Annotated in this window: 17 protein-coding genes; 8 read left to right on the forward strand and 9 right to left on the reverse strand. The window is 64.2% G+C overall.

What is annotated here, in order from left to right:
- The first annotated feature begins 1 nt into the window (after position 1).
- Complete coding sequence (gene mupP / locus ACZ6YA_RS08660; RefSeq protein WP_465896692.1) at positions 2-673, forward strand: N-acetylmuramic acid 6-phosphate phosphatase MupP; 672 nt, start codon at positions 2-4, stop codon at positions 671-673.
- Positions 674-815: 142 nt separating this feature from the next.
- Positions 816-1,556: a YciK family oxidoreductase gene (locus ACZ6YA_RS08665; protein ID WP_465896693.1), complete on the forward strand. Its 741-nt coding sequence runs from the start codon at positions 816-818 to the stop codon at positions 1,554-1,556.
- Between the two features lie 99 nt (positions 1,557-1,655).
- On the opposite strand, the gene ACZ6YA_RS08670 is transcribed toward ACZ6YA_RS08665, so the two are convergent.
- The 7 genes from ACZ6YA_RS08670 to ACZ6YA_RS08700 form a co-directional block, all read right to left on the reverse strand.
- Positions 1,656-2,441, reverse strand: coding sequence for a TenA family transcriptional regulator (locus tag ACZ6YA_RS08670; RefSeq protein WP_465896694.1), 786 nt, complete (start codon positions 2,439-2,441; stop codon positions 1,656-1,658).
- 40 nt (positions 2,442-2,481) lie between these two features.
- A complete protein-coding gene (locus ACZ6YA_RS08675) occupies positions 2,482-4,938 on the reverse strand; it encodes an EAL domain-containing protein (RefSeq protein WP_465896695.1) in 2,457 nt (818 codons plus the stop codon).
- A gap of 221 nt (positions 4,939-5,159) precedes the next feature.
- A complete protein-coding gene (locus ACZ6YA_RS08680) occupies positions 5,160-6,992 on the reverse strand; it encodes an ABC transporter ATP-binding protein (RefSeq protein ID WP_465896696.1) in 1,833 nt (610 codons plus the stop codon).
- Positions 6,985-7,617 carry a DsbA family protein gene (locus ACZ6YA_RS08685; RefSeq protein ID WP_465896697.1) on the reverse strand — a complete coding sequence of 211 codons (633 nt, stop codon included), beginning with the start codon at positions 7,615-7,617 and terminating at the stop codon, positions 6,985-6,987. The genes ACZ6YA_RS08680 and ACZ6YA_RS08685 overlap by 8 nt, the downstream gene beginning before the upstream one ends.
- A gap of 3 nt (positions 7,618-7,620) precedes the next feature.
- Positions 7,621-8,553, reverse strand: coding sequence for an oxygen-dependent tRNA uridine(34) hydroxylase TrhO (gene trhO / locus ACZ6YA_RS08690; RefSeq protein ID WP_465896698.1), 933 nt, complete (start codon positions 8,551-8,553; stop codon positions 7,621-7,623).
- Positions 8,554-8,779: 226 nt separating this feature from the next.
- Complete coding sequence (locus ACZ6YA_RS08695) at positions 8,780-9,079, reverse strand: BolA family protein (protein ID WP_465896699.1); 300 nt, start codon at positions 9,077-9,079, stop codon at positions 8,780-8,782.
- 10 nt (positions 9,080-9,089) lie between these two features.
- Positions 9,090-9,614 carry a DUF2059 domain-containing protein gene (locus ACZ6YA_RS08700; protein ID WP_403133261.1) on the reverse strand — a complete coding sequence of 175 codons (525 nt, stop codon included), beginning with the start codon at positions 9,612-9,614 and terminating at the stop codon, positions 9,090-9,092.
- Between the two features lie 153 nt (positions 9,615-9,767).
- Between ACZ6YA_RS08700 and ACZ6YA_RS08705 the strand changes: the two genes are divergently transcribed.
- Positions 9,768-11,162, forward strand: a complete 1,395-nt coding sequence (locus ACZ6YA_RS08705; protein WP_465896700.1) for a class II fumarate hydratase — start codon at positions 9,768-9,770, stop codon at positions 11,160-11,162.
- A 114-nt stretch (positions 11,163-11,276) separates the two neighbouring features.
- Here the strand turns inward: ACZ6YA_RS08705 and ACZ6YA_RS08710 are convergent, their stop codons facing one another.
- A complete protein-coding gene (locus ACZ6YA_RS08710; RefSeq protein WP_465896701.1) occupies positions 11,277-12,230 on the reverse strand; it encodes a DMT family transporter in 954 nt (317 codons plus the stop codon).
- Positions 12,231-12,423: 193 nt separating this feature from the next.
- Entirely contained in the window at positions 12,424-13,917 is a 1,494-nt protein-coding gene (gene pap / locus ACZ6YA_RS08715; protein ID WP_465896702.1) for a polyphosphate:AMP phosphotransferase, read from the reverse strand.
- A gap of 113 nt (positions 13,918-14,030) precedes the next feature.
- Here pap and mnmC point away from each other — a divergent pair, with 113 nt between their 5' ends.
- The 5 genes from mnmC to ACZ6YA_RS08740 all read left to right on the forward strand — a co-directional run bounded on the left by mnmC (position 14,031) and on the right by ACZ6YA_RS08740 (position 21,322).
- Complete coding sequence (gene mnmC, locus ACZ6YA_RS08720) at positions 14,031-15,998, forward strand: bifunctional tRNA (5-methylaminomethyl-2-thiouridine)(34)-methyltransferase MnmC2/FAD-dependent 5-carboxymethylaminomethyl-2-thiouridine(34) oxidoreductase MnmC1 (protein WP_465896703.1); 1,968 nt, start codon at positions 14,031-14,033, stop codon at positions 15,996-15,998.
- Between the two features lie 224 nt (positions 15,999-16,222).
- The gene (locus ACZ6YA_RS08725) at positions 16,223-18,010 is read left to right on the forward strand and encodes an N-acetylglutaminylglutamine amidotransferase (RefSeq protein WP_465896704.1); all 1,788 of its coding nucleotides are present in this window, start codon (positions 16,223-16,225) and stop codon (positions 18,008-18,010) included.
- Positions 18,011-18,013: 3 nt separating this feature from the next.
- Positions 18,014-19,759, forward strand: coding sequence for an N-acetylglutaminylglutamine synthetase (ngg, locus tag ACZ6YA_RS08730; protein WP_465896705.1), 1,746 nt, complete (start codon positions 18,014-18,016; stop codon positions 19,757-19,759).
- Between the two features lie 100 nt (positions 19,760-19,859).
- On the forward strand, positions 19,860-21,044 hold the full coding sequence (locus tag ACZ6YA_RS08735) for an osmoprotectant NAGGN system M42 family peptidase (RefSeq protein ID WP_465896706.1): 1,185 nt from the start codon (positions 19,860-19,862) through the stop codon (positions 21,042-21,044).
- A 50-nt stretch (positions 21,045-21,094) separates the two neighbouring features.
- A complete protein-coding gene (locus ACZ6YA_RS08740) occupies positions 21,095-21,322 on the forward strand; it encodes a YheU family protein (RefSeq protein ID WP_403133279.1) in 228 nt (75 codons plus the stop codon).
- The last annotated feature ends 115 nt before the right edge of the window (positions 21,323-21,437 follow it).

Genomic DNA, 21,437 nt, shown 5'->3' on the forward strand with positions numbered 1-21,437 from the left:
CATGCGTTTGCGAGCAGTACTCTTCGACATGGACGGCACCCTGCTCGACACGGCGCCGGACTTCATCGCCATCTGCCAGGCCATGCTCGCCGAGCGCGGCCTGCCGGCCATCGACGACACGCTGATCCGCGACGTGATTTCCGGCGGCGCACGGGCGATGGTCGCCGCGACCTTTGCCATGAGCCCGGACGCCGAGGGCTTCGAGCCCCTGCGCCTGGAATTCCTGGAGCGCTACCAGCGTGACTGCGCGGTGCACAGCAAGTTGTTCGACGGCATGGCCGAGCTGCTGGCCGACATCGAGAAAGGCAACCTGTTGTGGGGCGTGGTGACCAACAAGCCGGTGCGCTTCGCCGAGCCGATCATGCAGCGCCTGGGCCTGGCCGAGCGTTCGGCGCTACTGATCTGCCCGGACCACGTTAAGAACAGCAAACCCGACCCCGAGCCGCTGATCCTCGCCTGCAAAACGTTGGACCTGGACCCCGCCAGCGTGCTGTTCGTCGGTGATGACCTGCGCGACATCGAGTCGGGCCGCGATGCCGGCACCCGCACCGCGGCCGTGCGCTACGGCTATATTCATCCAGAGGACAACCCGAACAACTGGGGCGCCGATGTGGTGGTGGACCACCCGCTGGAACTGCGCAAGGTGATCGACAGCGCCCTGTGCGGCTGCTGAGCATCGCCACCCAGACCTGACACATTCTCTGTGGGAGCGGGCTTGCCCGCGAAGCAGGCACCGCGGTGCATGGCACGGGCTTTGCCCTTGTTCGCGGGCAAGCCCGCTCCCACAGGGGTGCTGCTGAACAAGGATACCGAGTATGTTCGAATACACCGCCCGCCCCGACCTGCTCAAGGGCCGCGTCATCCTGGTCACCGGTGCCGGCCGCGGCATCGGTGCCGCAGCCGCCAAGGCCTACGCCGCACTGGGCGCTACCGTGCTGCTGCTGGGCAAGACCGAGGCCAACCTGAATGAGGTCTACGATGAAATCGAGGCCGCCGGCCACCCACAACCCGTGGTAATCCCGTTCAACCTGGAAACCGCCCTGCCCCACCAGTACGACGAACTGGCGGTCATGGTCGAAGAACAGTTCGGTCGCCTCGACGGGCTGCTCAACAACGCCTCTATCATCGGTCCGCGTACACCGCTGGAGCAGCTCTCGGGCGACAATTTCATGCGCGTGATGCACATCAACGTCGATGCCACGTTCATGCTCACCAGCACCCTGCTGCCGTTGCTCAAGCTGTCGGAAGACGCCTCGGTGGTGTTCACCTCCAGCAGCGTCGGGCGCAAGGGCCGGGCTTACTGGGGGGCTTACGGGGTGTCGAAGTTCGCCACCGAGGGGCTGATGCAGACCCTCGCCGATGAACTGGAAGGCGTGGCGCCGGTGCGTTCCAACAGCATCAACCCGGGTGCTACACGGACGGCGATGCGGGCGCAGGCTTATCCGAGCGAGAACCCGCAGAACAATCCGCTGCCCGAAGAGATCATGCCGGTGTACCTGTACCTAATGGGGCCGGACAGTACGGGGGTGAATGGGCAGGCCTTTAACGCCCAATAATTGCCGGGGTGTTTCTTCGCGGGCAAGCCCGCTCCCACAGATACCGAGGTGCTCGCAATCCTGTGGGAGCGGGCTTGCCCGCGAAAAGGCCGGAACTGCCTAACCCGCAGCCAGTGCCGGGCGCATGCGCCCCTGCTGACGCCCCTCCATCTGCATGCACCGTTCCAGGAACAGGTACATGCAGTCATAGCTCTTGCAGATTGCCCTGCGCAGTTCGTTGCGCAGCCCCAGGGTCGGGTTCTCACCAGCCAGGGTGCAGATAATCTCCAACGCCTCCCACGGGTGCGCATCATCGTACTGCGCATGCATCTTCAGCCACTTCATGGCGCGCTTGCGCTGATCTTCCGGGAAACCCATGGCATAGGTGTCCTCGGCGCAAACCACCGCCGACCACTCCCCGGTCGCCCCTTCGATGGCGTAGTTGGTGGCCGCCATGGCGATGGCCAGCGACTCGGTGGAGCACACCCGCCAGCACCAGTCATTGAGCCCGTTGAGCTCCGCCGGCACCTCCTGGGACTGCAGTTCGTGCAGGTGAATGCCATGGGCATGGCACCAGTGCACCCAGTAGTCGGCGTGGTTGAGCTCGACGCGGATATTGCGCATCAGCCAGCGCCGCGCCATGTCTTCGCCGGGATGGCGGGCGAAGCGGGTCTTGGTCAAGTTGTGCGCCATGTACAGCGAGAACTGCTCGACCACCGGCCAGCCGCCAATCAGGTACTGGCGAATGGTCGTCTGGCGCAGTTGGCCGTCGCGCAGGCGCTGGTAGAACTCATGCTCGACCACCCGGCGCTTGCTCTCGCGGCAATCCTCGATCAGTTGCTGCGCCCACTGGGGGTAACTGGCGGGGTCCATCAATGGCCCGATACGAACGAATGCATCAATCACGATTCAGCTCCTTGATCCTTGTGATTTTGCCGACGCTTGTTCAGCGAAAGGTTCCAGGCGCCCGATGCAACAGGGGCCGTGCAGCAATCCGTTGACGCTGCAGACTGTCGCAGGTGAACACCTGCGGTCGTTCGATCAGGTAGCCCTGGGCGTAATCCACGCCGATCTCCTGCAAGGCCTGCTCGATCAACGGCGTTTCCACAAACTCGGCGATGGTCCGCTTACCCATCACATGGCCGATGTGGTTGATCACCTCGACCATGGCCCGGTTAACGGGATCATCCAGCATATCTTTGACAAAACTTCCGTCGATCTTCAAGAAGTCGACGGGTAAATGTTTCAAATAAGCGAATGACGACATTCCGGCACAAAAGTCATCCAACGAAAACTTGCAGCCCAGCCCTTTCAATTCATTGATGAAGCGTATGGCACTGCCCAAGTTGGCGATGGCAATGGTTTCAGTGATCTCGAAGCAGATCAGCCGTGGCGGGATGGAATATTCGACGAACAGTCGTTGCAGGTAGTCGAGGAACTTGTCGTCACCGATACTCGACCCCGACAAATTGATCGCGCACATCGACAGCGGCCCTTCGCGCTCCTCGTCCAGGCATTGGCGAATGACCTGGAACACGTTGCGCACCACCCAACGGTCGAGGGCGGTCATCAAGCCATAGCGCTCGGCAGCGGGAATGAAACTGTCGGGCAGGATGGTGCGGCCACCTTCATCGTGCAGGCGCAGCAGGATCTCGATATGGCCGGGCCCGTCAATGGCCGTGAGTGGGGCGATCTCCTGGGCGTACAGGCAAAAGCGGTTTTCCTCCAAGGCCACGTGCAGACGCTGGATCCAGGCCATCTCGCCGAAGCGCATCGACAATTCGCTGTCGTCGGCGTGGTACACCTGCACGCGGTTGCGGCCCTTTTCCTTGGCCATGTAGCACGCCATGTCGGCCGCTCGCAGTGAAGCTTCCAGGGTGGACGGCGCTTGCGCCATGTTCACCAGGCCGATACTGACGGTGGTCACGAACGGCCTGCCCTTCCAGACGAAGTGCAAGCTCTGTACGGCCTGCCGCAGGTTCTCGGCAATCCGCTCAGCCTGGTCTGGGGGGCAATTTTCCAGCAGCACGCCGAATTCGTCGCCCCCCAGACGCGCCAGGGTGTCACCCTCGCGCAGTCCCGATTGCAACACGGCGCAGATGTGCCGCAACAGCTCGTCGCCGGCGGCGTGGCCGCAGGTATCGTTGACCAGCTTGAACTGGTCGAGGTCGAGGAACATCAACGCGTGCCGCCCCGCCTGGCGCACCAGGCCATTGAGCGCCTGCTCCAGGCGATACTCGAACTCTCGGCGGTTGGCCAGGCCGGTCAGGGCGTCATGGGTGGCTTGCCAGGACAGGTTGGCGATGTACTGGCGTTCCTGGGTCATATCGTGCAGAACCAGAACAATGCCGGCCATCTGGCCATCGTTGATGATCGGCGAGCCCACCAGGTTGATCGAGACCGTGCTGCCATCCAGGCGCTGGATCAACCGGGCATGTTCCGCGCCGCCCTTGAGTCTGCCACTGAGCACTTGTTCAAGTACGGTGCCGCTGTCGCTCTCGGCTTGCTCATCCACCAGGCTGAACAGCGCCGTCAGGGGCAGGCCCTGGGCCTGCACGGCCTGCCAGTGGGTAAGTTGTTCGGCGGCGGGGTTCATGTAGGCGATGCAGCCATCGACGTCGGTGGTGATTACCGCATCGCCGATGGCCTGCAGGGTAATCTGCGCCCGCTCCTTCTCCTCCTGAAGGGCGCTGGCGAATGCCTGGCGCTGGGCCAGCAGCCTGCTCGAACGATGCCAGGCGAAGGCGATGAGAAACAGCGCGGTCAGCAGGTTGGTGATCATCAGCACCCGCAGCAGCATCCGCGATCCCTCGCCCAGGGCATCGCTGAACGCCTTGGCCGCAGGCGTCACGCCCTCGTTGATGGCGACGATCCGCGCCCGCCATTCACTCACCTGGCGAGAACTTGCCTGGCCACTGGCAAAGCCGTCGCGCATGTCGTCGGCCAGCACATCCAGCTGGGCAAGGTAATCATCGCCGATGTTCCAGTAGGCGATCGCGGTCTGCATGTAACTGATCTGGCGGAAGTTGCGATAGAACCAGATGATGCGGTCGACGTCATCAGGATGGTTGCCACCTTGCAGAACGGCCTGGCGCGCCGCTTCAAGGTCCGGATCGGGTTGCTCGAGCACTTCGCGCAGCTGATGGTCGCCCTGGGGCACGCTGATCACTTGACGATAGCGCTGATAGGCGCTGTCGTTGCCGCTTTCGGCATACAGATTGAGGTAGTAGATGGCGTCTTTCTGCGCCTTGGACCAGAGGCTTTCACCCGCAACATAGGCGCGGACGGCCGACAGCGCGTAAAGGCTGAGGCTACCCAACAACACCTGGAAGATGACAACGGCGATGAAGGGCCAGATGATCCCCAGCAACCTTGGCGCCTCTAGCGTGCGATTTCCCTTCATGAAGTCCCTGTCACAGAGCAGATAAGGCTCGAATCAACCCAGACAAGCACAGCGTAGGCCATTTGCCATCTGCATGGAGGGATTTTTATGACGCAAGATCCGCGCTGAATGCTTCGCGGGGCAAGCCCGCTCCCACAGGTATTCCACTGAATTCAATGCAGTGGATTACCTGTGGGAGCGGGCTTGCCCCGCGAGTAGGCCCGCCAGTCTAGACAACAGCGTCAGGTTTGCTGCAAATGCCCATACAACTTGGCGTACAAGCCACCGTCGGCAATCAGCTGCTGGTGGTCGCCGTCCTCGGCCACATGCCCGCCATCGAACACCAGCACCCGGTCGGCCTGCTTCACGGCAGAAAGGCGGTGGGCGATGATCAGTGTGGTGCGGCCACTGAGGAAGCGCGCCAACGCCTTGTGCAGGTTGTACTCGGTAGCAGCGTCCAGCGCCGAGGTGGCCTCGTCGAGAATCACCACCTTGGGCTCGGCCAGCACCATGCGGGCAATTGCCAGGCGCTGGCGCTGGCCGCCGGACAGGCGCACGCCGGAGCGGCCGACCACGCTGTCCAGCCCTTGCGGCAAGGCGGCGATGGTGGCGTCCAACTGGGCGATGCGCAGCGCCTGCCAGCAGGCCTCGTCCGTGCAATCGCGGCCCATGGTCAGGTTGGCGCGCACCGTATCGTTGAACAGCGAGGGATGCTGCAGCACCACCGCGACGTTTTCGCGCAAGGTTTCCAGGCCGATTTCCTGCAGGCTGGCGCCGCCGAAACGGATGGTCCCAGCCTGGGCGCTGTAGAGGCCCAGCAGCAACTGCACCAGGGTGCTCTTGCCGCCGCCGCTGGCGCCGACGATGGCGACCTTTTCGCCAGGGGCGATGGACAGGTCGAGGTGCTCGAGCACCGGCTCGTCGTTGTAGGCGAAGCGTAGGTCGCGCACTTCGATGCCGACCGTTTCACGCCCAGCGAACGGATCGCTGGCGGCCGGGTACTGCGGCTCGTCATCACGCGCCAGCAACTCGTTGAGCCGGCTCAGTGCACCACCGGCGGCGTAGTAGGCGTACTGCAGATTGAGCAGCTGTTCCACCGGGCCAATCATGAACCACAGGTAGCTGAACACGGCTAGCATCTGCCCGATCGACAGGTCGGAGAACAGCACCGTGAGCATGGCCGCAGCGCGGAAGATGTCGATGCCGAACTGGAACAACAGGCCACTGGCACGGCCGCTGGCGTCGCTTTTCCACTGCGAGTCCACGGCGTAGTCGCGCACTTCACGGGCACGCATGCCCAAGCGACCGAGAAAATAACCCTGGCGATTGCCGGCGCGAATCTCCTGAATGGCATCGAGGGTTTCCGCCAGCGCCTGGGTGAACCGCGAGGTGCTGTCGTTTTCGAGTTTCTTGAGGTGCTTGACGCGCTTGCCCAATTGCACGGTGAAGTAGATCACCAATGGGTTGAACAGCAGAATCAGCAAGGCCAGCTGCCAGTGCATCCAGATCAGGATCGCCGCCGTGCCGGTCAGGGTCAGCATGGCCACTAGGAAGCGACTGAGGGTCTCGCCGACGAACTTGTCGAGGGTGTCCAGGTCGGTAACCAGGTGCGTGGTCACGGTGCCGCTGCCGAGGTTTTCGTATTCCTTCAACGAGATGCGTTTGAGCCGCTCGATCAGGCGAATACGCAGGCGGTAGACGATGTCCTTGGCGAGGCCCGCGAACAGCTTGGCCTGGACCACGTTGAACCCCAGCGCGAACAGGCGCAGACACAGCGTGACCACCAGCATCAGGCCAATGTAGCCGGCCGCCACCTGCCAACCGCTGGGCAGCAGACGGTTCATGAACTTGAGCGCCGCATCGCCATGGCCGAGCAGCACTTCGTCAACCAACAGCGGCAGCAGCAAGGGGATCGGCACGCTGCAGCAGGCTGCGAGCACGGCGATCAGGTTGGCGGTCCAGAGGTTTTTCTTGTGATGCAGCGCCAGGCGGCGAATTTCCGCCCAGCTCAGGCGATCAGGCACAGCAGCAGGCTTCCCTGGCACTGGGTCGGACGACCCTGGCAGGTCAAGCACAGGCGGCCTGCTGCAGCCAGCGGCCAAGCAAGGGTTGCAGGCTGTCCAGCGGTTGGTAGCCATTGGTCAACAGCGCCAGCTGGCCGTTGCGCTCGGCCAGCAGGGTCGGAAATCCGGCAATACCCAGGTCCTGCACCCAGCTGAAATCGGCGGCCGTAGCGGCGCGGGTATCGGCACGGGTAAAGGCGTCGGCAAAGGCTGCGCGATCGAAGCCGGCCTGCTCGGCCAGCTCGACCAGCTGCGGTGCGGTGGTGACGTCCACGCCTTGCGCGTAGAACGAACCCTGGATCAGCTTGAGCAGCGGCCAGACGCGCTCGGCATCCAGCTCGCGGGCAGCGACCAGCGCGCGGCAGGCGGGCTCGGTGTCGTAGACGAAGCCCTCGGGCATCGCCCCCTCGAAACGGAACGGCTGCCCAGTGGCCTCGGCCACCGCCTGCCAATGCTCGAGGATGTACTTGCGGGTCGAGGCATCCAGCGCGCTGCCGCCACTACGCAGGCCACCCGGTACCAGCTGCGTGGTCACGCCCGCTTCACGCGCCTGGGCGATCAGGGCCTCGGCCACGGGTGCGAAACCCCAGCACCAGGAGCACATCGGGTCCATCACATAGAGCAGGCGTGCAGTCATGCATCAGGCCTCGGCTTTGTAGTTGAAACCGATCGGGTGCGGCAGATTGCGGGCCTTGGCCAGCTCGATCTGCTTCTGCCGGTCGATGGCGCTGCGCCGGGTCTTCTCGCTCAGGCTGTCCCAGCAATGCGGGCAGCTCACACCTGGCGAATAATGCTCGGACGCGCGCTCCTCCACATTGATCGGGTGGCGGCAGGCATGGCACTGGTCATACTCGCCTTCGCTCAGGTCATGGCGCACCGTGACGCGGTTGTCGAAGACGAAGCAGTCGCCGTCCCACAGGCTTTGTTCCTGAGGCACTTCTTCGAAGTATTTCAGGATGCCGCCCTTAAGATGATAGACCTCATCGAAGCCTTCACCGAGCATGTAGCTGGAAGCTTTTTCACAGCGGATGCCGCCGGTGCAGAACATGGCGACTTTCTTGTGCTTGCTCGGGTCGAAGTTGGCCTTGATGTACTCGGGGAACTCGCGGAAGGTTTCGGTCTTCGGGTCGATGGCGCCCTTGAAGGTGCCGATGGCCACCTCGTAGTCGTTGCGGGTGTCGATCAGCAACACTTCCGGGTCGCTGATCAGGGCGTTCCAGTCCTTGGGATCGACATAGGTGCCGACCGCCTGGTTGGGGTCCACGCCCGGCACGCCGAGGGTGACGATCTCTTTCTTGAGCTTGACCTTGGTACGGTAGAACGGCTGCTCGTCGCAGTAGGACTCTTTGTGGTCGACATCCACCAGGCGCGGGTCGTTGCGCAGCCAGGCGAGCAGGCCGTCGATGCCTTCGCGAGTAGCCGAGACGGTGCCGTTGATGCCTTCATTGGCCAGCAGCAGGGTACCTTTGACGCCGTTGTCGGCCATGGCCTTGAGCAGCGGCTCGCGCAGCTCGACGTAGTCTTCCAGGGTGACGAACTTGTACAGCGCCGCCACGACGATCGTTTGGGACATTTGCGGTGGATCTCCAGGTGGGTGCCCTCGTAAGGGGCGAACCGGGTTGCTAAAACGGGAGCATGCAAGGGGCCGCTCTGCGCCCCATTCGCGGCACAAGGCCGCTCCCACAGAGACCGCGCAACTCGTGAGAGCAGCAGGGAACCTGTGGGAGCGGCCTTGTGCCGCGAATGGGCCGCAGAGCGGCCCCGGTTTTCGCGCAGTCTACCAGAATGACGGAAAGGATTCAGTGCTTGCCGCCACCCGCGCACACCGGCGAGGCCGGTGCGGCGCCCACCTGGGCCCACTCCTCGGCGGTGTAGGTGTGGATCGCCAGGGCGTGGATTTCGCCCATCAGCTCGCCCATGGTGGCGTAGACCTTCTGGTGACGCTTGACGCTGTTGAGCCCGGCGAACTGCTCGCTGACGATCACCGCCTTGTAGTGGGTTTCCTGGCCACGGCTGTGCATGTGGCTTTCGTTGATCACTTCAAGGTGCTGCGGCGCCAGCGCGGTCAGCTGCTGCTCGATGCGTTGCTGCATGGTCATCGGGTGTTACTCACTTCTTCGCAGGCGCGGCGGCCTTGCCGGCATTCGGGTCCAGCTCTTTGGTCATGTCTTCGAGCAGCTTGTTGACCACCGGTACCGCAGGCTCAAGGCTCTGCTGGGTCAGCTGGGCCGACTGCTGGGTGACTTTAGGCATCTGGGTCAGGACTTTCTTGCCCAGCGGCGACTCGTAGAACTTGACCAGGTCCTTGAGCTCCTGCTCGGTGAAGGTCTGGGTGTACAGGTCGACCATCTTCGGCTTCAGCTTGTTCCAGCCGATGGCACCGTCCAGCGCGGCGTTGGCCTTGGCCTGGTAGCTTTCCAGGACATTCTGCTTGGCGGCCGGGGCCTTGGTCTGGGCGAAGCGCTGGGCGAACATCTGCTGGACCTGCATGTACACCGGGGTGCCCAGCTTGTCGGCGTGGGCCAGGGTCAGGAATTTCTCGGCGGCAGCATTGTGGCTGGCGGTGGCAGCGAGTACCTGGCCGCTGGCACAAGCCAGGGCGACGGCGGCACAGAGGACACGGAGACGGGTCATTGCATTTCCTTCAAGGAGGGGAGGCGGTACCTCAGAGTAGAGCATTCTGCGCCTGCACAGGCACAGCGCTCAAGTAGCACGACGAGCGAATGAACCGCACGTTCGCATGAGGGCCTAAACTGCTGATTCTGACTGACAAAGGAGTGAAGCAGCATGAGCCGTATCGAGACAGACAGCCTGGGCCCGGTCGAAGTTCCTGAGGACGCCTACTGGGGTGCGCAGACCCAGCGCTCGCTGATCAACTTTGCCATTGGCAAGGAACGCATGCCGCTCGCGGTGCTGCACGCCCTGGCGCTGATCAAGAAAGCCGCTGCACGCGTCAACGACCGCAATGGCGACCTGCCGGCCGACATCGCCCGGCTGATCGAACAGGCCGCCGACGAAGTGCTGGACGGTGAACACGACGCGCAATTCCCGCTCGTCGTCTGGCAGACCGGCAGCGGCACGCAAAGCAACATGAACGTCAACGAAGTGATAGCCGGGCGGGCCAACGAACTGGCCGGCAAGGGCCGCGGCGGCAAGACGCCGGTGCACCCCAACGATCACGTCAACCGCTCGCAGAGTTCAAACGACTGCTTCCCCACTGCCATGCACATCGCCGCCGCGCAGGCCGTGCATGCGCATCTGCTGCCCGCGATCGCTGAATTGTCCTCGGGGCTGGCCGAGCTCTCGGCGCGCCACCACAAGCTGGTCAAGACTGGCCGTACGCACATGATGGACGCCACACCTATCACCTTCGGCCAGGAAGTGTCGGCGTTCGTTGCCCAGCTCGACTACGCCGAACGCGCCATCCGCGCCACTTTGCCAGCAGTGTGTGAGCTGGCCCAGGGCGGCACCGCCGTGGGCACCGGGCTGAATGCCCCGCATGGCTTCGCCGAAGCCATCGCCGCCGAGCTGGCCGCGCTGTCCGGTCTGCCGTTCGTCACCGCCCCGAACAAGTTCGCCGCCCTCGCCGGCCATGAGCCGCTGACCAGCCTCGCGGGCGCGCTCAAGACCTTGGCGGTGGCCTTGATGAAAATCGCCAACGACTTGCGCCTGCTCGGCTCCGGCCCCCGCGCGGGCCTGGCCGAGGTGCGCCTGCCGGCCAACGAGCCGGGCAGCTCGATCATGCCGGGCAAGGTCAACCCGACCCAATGCGAGGCGCTGTCGATGCTGGCCTGTCAGGTGCTCGGCAATGACGCGGCAATCGGCTTTGCCGCCAGCCAAGGGCACCTGCAGTTGAACGTGTTCAAGCCGGTGATCATTCACAACCTTTTGCAGTCGATCGAACTGCTGGCCGACGGTTGCCGCAACTTCCAGCAGCATTGCGTGGCGGGGATCGAGCCGGATGCCGAGCAGATGGCGGCGCACCTGGAGCGCGGATTGATGCTGGTGACGGCGCTGAACCCGCATATCGGTTATGACAAGGCGGCGGAGATTGCCAAGAAGGCTTACAGCGAGGGCAAGACGCTACGCGAGGCGGCTTTGGAGTTGAAGTATCTAACCAATGATCAGTTCGATGAGTGGGTCAGGCCGGAGAACATGCTGGCCCCTGGCGGCAAGGGCTGATTGATCGGTTGGCTGTGCCGGCCTCTTCGCGGGGCAAGCCCGCTCCCACAGTGACAGTGTCGAGTCGAACATTGTGGGAGCGGGCTTGCCCCGCGAAGAGGCCGGTCCAGACAATCAATTAGCCCGCGCCAAACGTGCCCGCCATCCCGCCACCAACGACGGACCCAATGCCACCACCGTCGACCCTAGCACCACCGTCACCGCGCCGACATACCCCAGGGCATTGATATCCTCAGCCTGCACATAATCCGGCCACACCCACGCCGCAATCGCCACCGCAACGAACGTCACCAACGGCGTCAGCGCCAGCGTGGCGCTCACCCGCGATGCCTCCCAATGCGCCAGCGCCTCGGCGAATGCCCCGTAGGCCACCAGCGTATTCAGGCAGCAGGCCAGCAGCAGCCAGCCTTGCAAGGGGGTCAGCTGCAACGCTTCCAGCGGGTGCACCCAGGGCGTCAGCAACGCCGTGCAGCACAGGTAGATCACCATCATCACCTGCTGCGAATTCCACACCGTCAGCAGCTGCTTCTGGCTCAGGGCATAGAACACCCAGATGCTGGTAGCCAACAGAATGGTCAATACGCCCGTGGTATAGGCGCCCAACGAGGTCAGCAACTCTTCCAATCGCTGGTTGAAGAACAGGCCGAAGCCCCCGAGCAGAATCACCAACCCCAGGCCCTGTCCCAGGCTGAAGCGCTCCTTGAACACGAACACGCTGGCCACCAACAGCAGCACCGGGCCAACCTGCACCACCAGTTGCGCCGTCCCCGGGCTGAGCAACTTGAGGCCGACCAGGTAGAGCACGTAGTTGCCCATCAGCCCGCACACGGCCACGGCCACCAGGCCTTTGCCCTTGCGCCCCAGCTTATTGAACGACGGCAAGCGGCGCTGGCTCGCCAACCAGGCGAACAACAAACCGCCAGACACCAGCAGGCGGAACCAGGTGACCGTCAGCGGATCGACCACCTGCAGCACCTGCTTGAGCTTGATCGGCAGGATGCCCCAAAGCAGTGCGGTCAACAGCGCCAGGAACAGGCCATAGCCCCAGCGTCCGGAAGTGATGTGCATGAAATCCTCGATCGAGCCCGTGGCGGGGGTGCCTGGAGTCTAAAGGCTTGCTGTCTGGCGCCGAAGGAAAAGAATTCATCAGGTCATTCCTTCTGGGCATTAATGTCGCCCTCTTCGCGGCTAAAGCCGCTCCCACAGGGTGGAGCGGGGTACCAGGGGGGAGCGGCTTTAGCTGCGAAGAGGCCGGAACTGACTACTTCTTGTCCTTGGCAAACGCCGCCTCCAAGGCTTCGTTGATAGTGCGCAAAACCTTCACCCGCGCCCAGCGCTTGTCGTTGGCCTCGACCAGGGTCCAGGGTGCGATCTCGGTGCTGGTGCGGTCAACCATATCGCCCACCGCATCGACATACAGGTCCCACTTGTCGCGGTTGCGCCAGTCGTCCTCGGTGATCTTGTAACGCTTGAACGGGATCTGCTCACGTTCCTGGAAGCGCTGCAGCTGGGTCTGCTGGTCGATCGCCAGCCAGAACTTGACCACCACCACGCCGGCGTTGACCAACTGCTCCTCGAAATCATTGATCTCGCCATAGGCGCGCATCCAGTCAGCGGGCGTGCAGAACCCCTCGATGCGTTCCACCAGCACCCGGCCGTACCAGGAGCGGTCGAAGATGGTGAACTTGCCGCGTGCTGGAATATGCCGCCAGAAGCGCCACAGATACGGCTGCGCCCGCTCCTCTTCGGTGGGCGCAGCGATCGGCACGATGCGATATTGCCGGGGGTCGAGCGCGGCGGCGACGCGGCGGATGGCCCCACCCTTGCCGGCGGCATCATTGCCCTCGAAGGCCGCCACCAGGGCATGCCGGCGCATGTGTTTGTGGCGCAACAGCCCGGCCAGGCGGGCCTGCTCGGTCACCAGTTGCTCCTGGTAATCGTGCTTGTCCAGGCGCAGGGTCATGTCCAGCGCGCCGAGCAGGCTGCGTTGGTCGATGCTGCGGCCCAATGGGGCGATGTTGCCGTGGTGCTTTTCCTTCGGGTTGACGGCCAGTGCCGCCTGCAAGCTTTCCAATAGAATGCGGCCCACGGCCAGGCTGCGGTAGTGCGGGTCGACACCTTCGATGATGTGCCACGGCGCGTAGTCGCGGCTGGTGCGGCGCAACACGCGTTCGCCAAAGCGCACGAAGCGGTCGTAGGTCTCCGACTGCTGCCAGTCCAGCGGGCTGATCTTCCAGCTGTGCAGCGGATCGTCCTTGAGCGACTTGAGCCGCGCCTTCATCTGTTTCTTGGACAGGTGGAACCAGAACTTGATGACCAGTGCGCCTTCGTCGCAGAGCATCTGCTCCAGGCGCTCGGCACCGGCAATCGCCTGGTCGAGCACGGCGTCCTTGAACAGCCCATGCACCCGTCCCTGAAGCATCTGGCTATACCAATTGCCGAAAAATACACCCATCCGCCCCTTCGGCGGCAGCGCCCGCCAATAGCGCCAGGCCGGTGGCCGGGCCAGCTCTTCGTCGGTCTGCTGATCGAAGGTCAGCACGTCGATCATGCGCGGGTCCATCCACTCGTTGAGCAGCTTGACCGTCTCGCCCTTGCCGGCGCCCTCGATGCCATTGATCAGCACGATCACCGGAAAGCGCGACTGTTGCTTGAGTTCGTACTGGGCTTCGAGCAGGGCCTCGCGCAGGGCGGGCTCTTCTGCCTCGTAAGTTTCCTTGTCGATGCTGTGGCCGATTTCGGCGGATTCGAACATGCAGGGGCTCCTTCAATGGATAAGCAAGACTAGCGGATTTGTGACCGGCCTGTAGCCCTGCGCAAAACCTGCAGATGTCATAAAATCCCTCATCCGCTGCAACCGAGCCAACCATGTCCACCCTCCTCCAGCATGCCCAGATCGACTGGGACGACCAGGGCCGCCCTCATTCGCGGCAATACGACGACGTCTATTTTTCGAAAAACGAAGGCACCGACGAAACCCGCTACGTGTTCCTTGAACAGACCGGCCTGGCGCAACGCTTCGCTGAGCTGTTGCCGCACGCCTGCCTGGTGATCGGCGAAACCGGCTTCGGCACCGGCATGAACTTTTTCTGTGCCTGGCAGCTGTTCACCGAACAGGCCCCGAGCGACGCCCGCCTGCATTTCGTCAGCGTCGAAAAGTACCCCCTCGGCCACGCCGACATGGCCCGTGCGCTGCGCCTGTGGCCAGAGCTGGCGGCGTTCAGCGAACCGTTTCTGGCGCAGTATGTGGCGGTGCATCCGGGCTTCCAGCAGTTCACCTTCGACCATGGCCGGGTCACTCTGACCTTGCTGATCGGCGATGTGCTCGAACAGCTGCCGCAGCTCGATGCCAGCATCGACGTGTGGTTCCTCGACGGTTTCGCCCCGGCGAAGAACCCCGACATGTGGACCCCTGAATTGTTCGCGCAACTGGCGCGGTTGTCGCGCGCAGGTACCGCGCTGGGTACCTTCACCACCACCGGTTGGGTGCGTCGCAGTTTGGTCGAGGCCGGTTTCACCATGAAAAAGGTGCCGGGCCTTGGCAAGAAATGGGAAGTGATGAGCGGCGTCTATAGCGGCCCGCCTGCCCCTGCCCTGACCCCGCCGTGGTATGCCCGGCCAAGCGCCATCGACGCCCCGCGCCAGGCGCTGGTGATCGGTGCGGGGCTCGCCGGCAGCGCCAGTGCCGCCAGCCTGGCCGCACGTGGCTGGCAAGTGACGGTATTGGAACGTCACGACGCCCCGGCCCGCGAAGCATCCGGCAACCCGCAAGGCGTGCTATACCTCAAACTCTCCGCGCATGGCACGGCGTTGTCGCAGATGATCTTGTCCGGTTTCGGCTATACCCGCCGTCAACTTGAGCAGTTGCAGCGCGGGCAGGACTGGGATGTCTGCGGGGTTCTGCAACTGGCGTTCGACAGCAAGGAGGCCGAGCGCCAGGGCAAGCTCGCCGAGGCGTTCGACGATGGTTTGCTGCGCGCCTTGCGGCGTGAGGAAGCCGAAGCCATTGCTGGTGTCGCGTTGCCTGCGGGCGGGCTGTTCTATCCGGAGGGCGGCTGGGTGCATCCGCCGGCGCTTTGCCAGGCGCAACTGAATCATCCGAACATTAGCGTGCAGGTGCATCAGGACGTACTCGAACTGCGCAAGGCCGATGGCCTGTGGCAAGCCTGGGCGGGCGAAACCTTGCTGGCCAGTGCGCCGCTGGCAGTGTTGGCTGGAGCCGCCGAGGTGAAGCGCTTCGACGCCTGCGCACAGCTGCCCCTCAAGCGTATCCGCGGGCAGATCACCCGCCTGCCGCTGACCGAAGGCAGCCGGGCGCTGAAAACCGTGGTCTGTGCCGAAGGCTACGTGGCGCCGCCACGGGGTGACGAACACACCCTGGGCGCCAGCTTCGACTTCCATAGCGACGACCTGGCCCCGACCGTGGCGGAGCATCAGGGTAATCTGGCGCTGCTGGATGAAATCTCCCCGGACCTGGCCCAGCGCCTGGGCAGCGCGGCACTCGACCCTGAGCAACTGCAGGGGCGTGCGGCGTTTCGCTGCACCAGCCCGGATTATTTGCCGATTGTCGGACCGCTCGCCGACCCTGCTGCATTTGCCGACGCCTATGCCGTCTTGAGCAAGGACGCGCGGCAGGTGCCCGAGGAGCCTTGCCCTTGGCTGGACGGGCTGTATGTGAACAGTGGCCACGGGTCGCGGGGGTTGATAACGGCGCCGCTTTCGGGCGAGTTGATTGCCGCTTGGGCCAGCGGCGAGCCGCTGCCGCTGCCTCGGGCGGTGGCTGAGGCGTGTCATCCGAATCGGTTCGGGTTGCGCAAGTTGATACGCGGTAAATGAGCGATAAATGCAGCCCACAGTGGGAGTGGCTTCAGCCGCGAACACCGGCATAGCCGGTGCCATCCACCGCGTCGCTGGCTTCGCGGCTAAAGCCGCTCCCACCGGCTATTTGCCGCGACATATAACAGATTGATCTAAAACTCTCACAAATCGCTCAGGTCAGTTCCTTACAGGTGCCCTAATCCGGGGCACTGATTCCCCAACGGAAAAACCGGTAAGGACCTATGTGCGGATTAGCAGGAGAGTTTCGTTTCACCCCCTTCGACCAAGCCCCTCGCCCGGCGGACCTCGCCGCGGTAGAGCGCATGACCCATCACCTGGCGCCGCGTGGCCCCGACGCCTGGGGCTTCCATAGCCTGGGCCCGATCGCCCTCGGCCACCGCCGCCTGAAAATCATGGACCTGTCCGACGGCTCGGCGCAGCCCATGGTCGACAACACCCTGGGCCTGTCGCTGGCGTTCAACGGTGCCATCTACAACTTCCCCGAACTGCGCCAGGAGCTGCAGGACCTGGGTTATACCTTCTGGTCCGACGGCGACACCGAGGTGTTGCTCAAGGGCTACCACGCCTGGGGCGCAGCCTTGCTGCCCAAGCTCAACGGCATGTTTGCCCTGGCCATCTGGGAGCGCGACCACCAGCGCCTGTTCCTGGCCCGCGACCGCCTCGGCGTCAAGCCGCTGTACCTGTCGCGCAATGGCGAGCGCCTGCGCTTTGCCTCGACGTTGCCAGCGCTGCTCAAAGGTGGCGACATCGACCCGATGCTCGACCCGGTGGCGCTCAACCATTACCTCAACTTCCACGCCGTGGTGCCGGCACCGCGCACCTTGCTGGCCAACGTGCAGAAGCTCGAACCTGGCACCTGGATGCGCATCGACCGCCACGGTGAAGTCGAGCGCCAGACCTGGTGGCAATTGCACTACGGCCCCAACCCCGACGAGCGCGAACTCGACCTGGAAGGCTGGACCACCCGTGTGCTGGACGCCACTCGCGATGCCGTGGCCATTCGCCAACGCGCGGCCGTGGATGTGGGTGTGCTGCTGTCCGGCGGTGTCGACTCCAGCCTGTTGGTCGGCCTGCTGCGTGAGGTCGGCGTGGACGACCTGTCGACCTTCTCCATCGGCTTCGAGGATGCAGGCGGCGAGCGCGGCGACGAGTTCCAGTACTCTGACCTGATCGCCAAGCACTACGGCACCCGCCACCACCAGCTGCGCATCGCCGAGCACGAGATCATCGACCAGCTGCCGGCCGCATTCCGTGCCATGAGCGAGCCGATGGTCAGCCATGACTGCATCGCTTTCTACCTGCTGTCGCGGGAAGTGGCCAAACATTGCAAGGGCGTGCAGAGCGGCCAGGGCGCCGACGAGCTGTTCGCTGGCTACCACTGGTACCCCCAAGTCGACGGCGCGCAAGACCCCTTCAACGCCTACCGCGAAGCCTTCTTCGACCGCAGCCACGCCGAATACCGCGACACGGTACAGGCCCCGTGGCTACTGGAAACCGATGCGGCCGGCGACTTCGTCCGCGAACACTTCGCCCGCCCCGGCGCAGCCGACGCGGTGGACAAGGCGCTGCGCCTGGACAGTACGGTGATGCTGGTCGACGACCCGGTCAAACGCGTCGACAACATGACCATGGCCTGGGGCCTGGAAGCGCGCACGCCGTTCCTCGATTACCGTCTGGTCGAGCTGTCGGCGCGCATTCCGGCGCGCTTCAAGCTGCCGGACGGCGGTAAGCAGGTGCTCAAGCAGGCGGCGCGCCGTGTCATCCCCCACGAAGTGATCGACCGCAAGAAAGGTTACTTCCCAGTGCCCGGCCTCAAGCATTTGGAAGGCGCAACGCTGGGCTGGGTGCGCGAGCTTTTGACCGATCCCAGCCAAGACCGTGGGCTGTTCAACCCGGCCATGCTCGACCGCCTGCTGAGCAACCCGCACGGCCAGCTGACCCCGCTGCGCGGCTCCAAGCTGTGGCAACTGGCAGCCCTGAACCTGTGGCTGAGCGAACAAGGAATCTGACCCATGAAGCCCCATGAGATCGCTTACGGTCAGCGCCTGCTGCGCGGCCAGACGCCGTCCTACGAGCGCCTGCAGGCGCGCCTGGCCGGCGATGGCAGCGAACCCCACGACCAGCCGCGTGCCCTGCACTGCGGCTGGGGCCGGCTGCTGATCGGCCACACCTACCCGGACCCGGCGACCCTGGCCGAGGCGCTGCAGGAAGAGCGCCCCGGCGAGCGCGACATCGCCCTTTACGTGGCGGCGCCACAACAGCTGCTGGCCCAGGCACCGCAGCAGTTGTTCCTTGACCCCTCCGACACCTTGCGCCTGTGGTTTTCCGACTACCGCCAGGCGCAGCGGGTGTTCCGCGGCTTTCGCATCCGCCGTGCGCAGAGCGACGCCGACTGGCAGGCGATCAACAGTCTGTACCAGGCGCGCGGCATGCTGCCGGTGCAGCCCGACCTGCTCACCCCGCGTCACCTGGGTGGGCCGGTGTATTGGCTGGCCGAGGATGAAGACACCCACGCTGTCATCGGCAGTGTCATGGGCCTGAACCACAGCAAGGCCTTCGACGACCCCGAGCACGGCAGCAGCCTCTGGTGCCTGGCCGTCGACCCGCACTGCACCCGCCCAGGCGTCGGTGAAGTGCTGGTACGCCACCTCATCGAGCACTTCATGAGCCGTGGTCTGGCCTACCTGGACCTGTCGGTGCTGCACGACAACCGCCAAGCCAAGCGGCTGTATGAAAAACTTGGGTTTCGCAACCTGCCAACCTTCGCGGTCAAGCGCAAGAACGGCATCAACCAGCAACTGTTCCTCGGCCCGGGCCCCGAAGCCGGGCTCAACCCCTATGCGCGGATCATCGTCGATGAAGCCTATCGACGTGGCATCGACGTGCAGGTGGACGATGCCACCGCCGGGCTGTTCACCCTCAGCCTGGGCGGGCGCCGGGTGCGTTGTCGCGAATCGCTGAGCGACCTGACCAGCGCGGTCAGCATGACCCTCTGCCAGGACAAGCGCCTGACTCAGCAAGCCCTTCACAACGCCGGTCTGCAGGTGCCGGTGCAGCAGTTGGCCGGCAATGCCGACGACAACCTGGCGTTTCTCGACGAGCATGGCGCGCTGGTGGTCAAGCCAGTGGATGGTGAACAAGGCCAGGGCGTAGCGGTCAACCTGACCACTTACGACGAAGTCAGCCAGGCCATCGATCACGCCCGCCGCTTCGACAGCCGCGTGTTGCTGGAAAGCTTCCACCCTGGCCAGGACCTGCGCATTCTGGTGATCGGCCACGAAGTGGTGGCCGCCGCCATCCGCCACCCGGCGCAGGTGATCGGTGACGGCAAACACAGTGTCAAGGCGCTGATTGAAACGCAGAGCCGGCGCCGCCAGGCCGCCACTGGGGGTGAAAGCCGTATTCCGCTGGACGACGAAACCGAGCGCACCCTGCGCGACGCGGGCCTCGACTACGCCAGCGTGCTACCCGCCGGCCAGCGCCTGGCCGTGCGCCGCACCGCCAACCTGCACACGGGCGGCACCTTGGAAGACGTCACCGAGCGCCTGCACCCGGTGCTGGCCGATGCCGCTGTGCGTGCTGCGCGGGCGCTGGATATCCCGGTGGTGGGCCTGGACCTGATGGTGCGCGATGCCGAGCACCCGGACTACGTGATCATCGAGGCCAACGAGCGCGCCGGGTTGGCCAACCATGAACCGCAGCCAACGGCCGAGCGCTTTGTCGACCTGCTGTTCCCGCAGAGCCGGGCGTTGGCGTAAAACCATGACGGCCTCTTCGCGGGCAAGCCCGCTCCCACAAGTATTGCAGTGAGCCTGTGGGAGCGGGCTTGCCCGCGAAAGGGCCGGCGAAGGAGTACACATGTCTGAACACTACCCCGAACCCGATCTCGACTACCTCAAGCGCGTCCTCCTGGAGATGCTCGCCATTCCCAGCCCGACCGGCTTCACCGACACCATCGTGCGCTACGTCGCCGAGCGCCTGGACGAACTGGGCATCCCCTTCGAGCTGACCCGTCGCGGCACCATCCGCGCCACCCTCAAGGGCCGGCAAAGCTCCCCCGACCGCGCCGTCTCGGCCCACCTCGACACCATCGGCGCCAGCGTGCGCCAGTTGCAGGACAACGGCCGCCTGGCCCTGGCGCCGGTGGGCTGCTGGTCAAGCCGCTTCGCCGAAGGTAGCCGGGTCAGCGTGTTCACCGACACCGGCGTATTTCGCGGCAGCGTGCTGCCACTGATGGCCAGCGGGCACGCGTTCAACACCGCCATCGACCAGATGCCGGTCAGCTGGGAACACGTCGAAGTGCGACTGGACGCCTACTGCACCACCCGCGCCGACTGCGAAGCCCTGGGACTGGCCATCGGTGATTTCGTCGCCTTCGACCCGCTGCCGGAATTCACCGAAAGTGGCCACATCAGCGCCCGTCACCTGGACGACAAAGCCGGTGTGGCGGCCCTGCTCGCGGCGTTGAAGGCTGTGGTGGAAAGTGGCCGTCAGCCGCTGATCGACTGCCACCCGCTGTTCACCATCACCGAAGAAACCGGTTCTGGCGCCGCTGCCGCCCTGCCCTGGGACGTCAGCGAATTCGTCGGCATCGACATCGCCCCGGTCGCGCCTGGCCAAGCCTCCAGCGAACATGCCGTCAGCGTGGCCATGCAGGATTCCTCGGGGCCTTATGACTACCACCTGTCACGCCACCTGCTGAAGCTGGCCGGCGATCAGGACTTGCCGGTGCGGCGCGACGTGTTCCGCTATTACTTCAGCGATGCTCACTCGGCAGTCACCGCAGGGCATGATATTCGCACTGCGCTGATAGCGTTCGGCTGCGATGCCACCCATGGCTACGAGCGCACCCACATCGACAGCCTGGCCGCGCTCAGCCGCCTGCTGTCGGGTTACCTGCTCAGCCCGCCGGTATTCGCCAGCGACTCCAACCCGGCCAACGCCTCGCTGGAGCGCTTCAGTCACCAGCTGGAGCATGATGCGCAGATGGAAAGCGAGACGCGGGTGCCAGCAGTCGACAGCCTGGTGGGTAACAAGGGCTGAAACATTTCGCGTAGCATGGGCGCATCGTTCAACCAAGCCGAATGCCGCCCATGCTGATCCCCTACGAGCAACTGCAAGCCGAAACCCTGACCCACCTGATCGAAGACTTCGTCACCCGCGACGGCACCGACAACGGCGACGACACGCCGCTGGAAACTCGCGTGCTGCGAGTGCGCCAAGCGTTGGCCAAGGGGCAGGCGTTCATTCTGTTCGACGTGGAGAGCCAGCAGTGCCAGTTGCTGGCCAAGCATGATGTGCCGCGCGAGCTACTGGACTAGACAGTACCGGCCCTTTCGCGGGTGTACGACCGGAGACATCGTTTACATAGTAAACCGGGGACATGGTTTACACATTTGAGGCTTGGACGCGGTTTTCGCCTCGTCCAAGCCTCCC

The sequence above is a fragment of the Pseudomonas sp. NPDC090752 genome, from assembly GCF_055584805.1.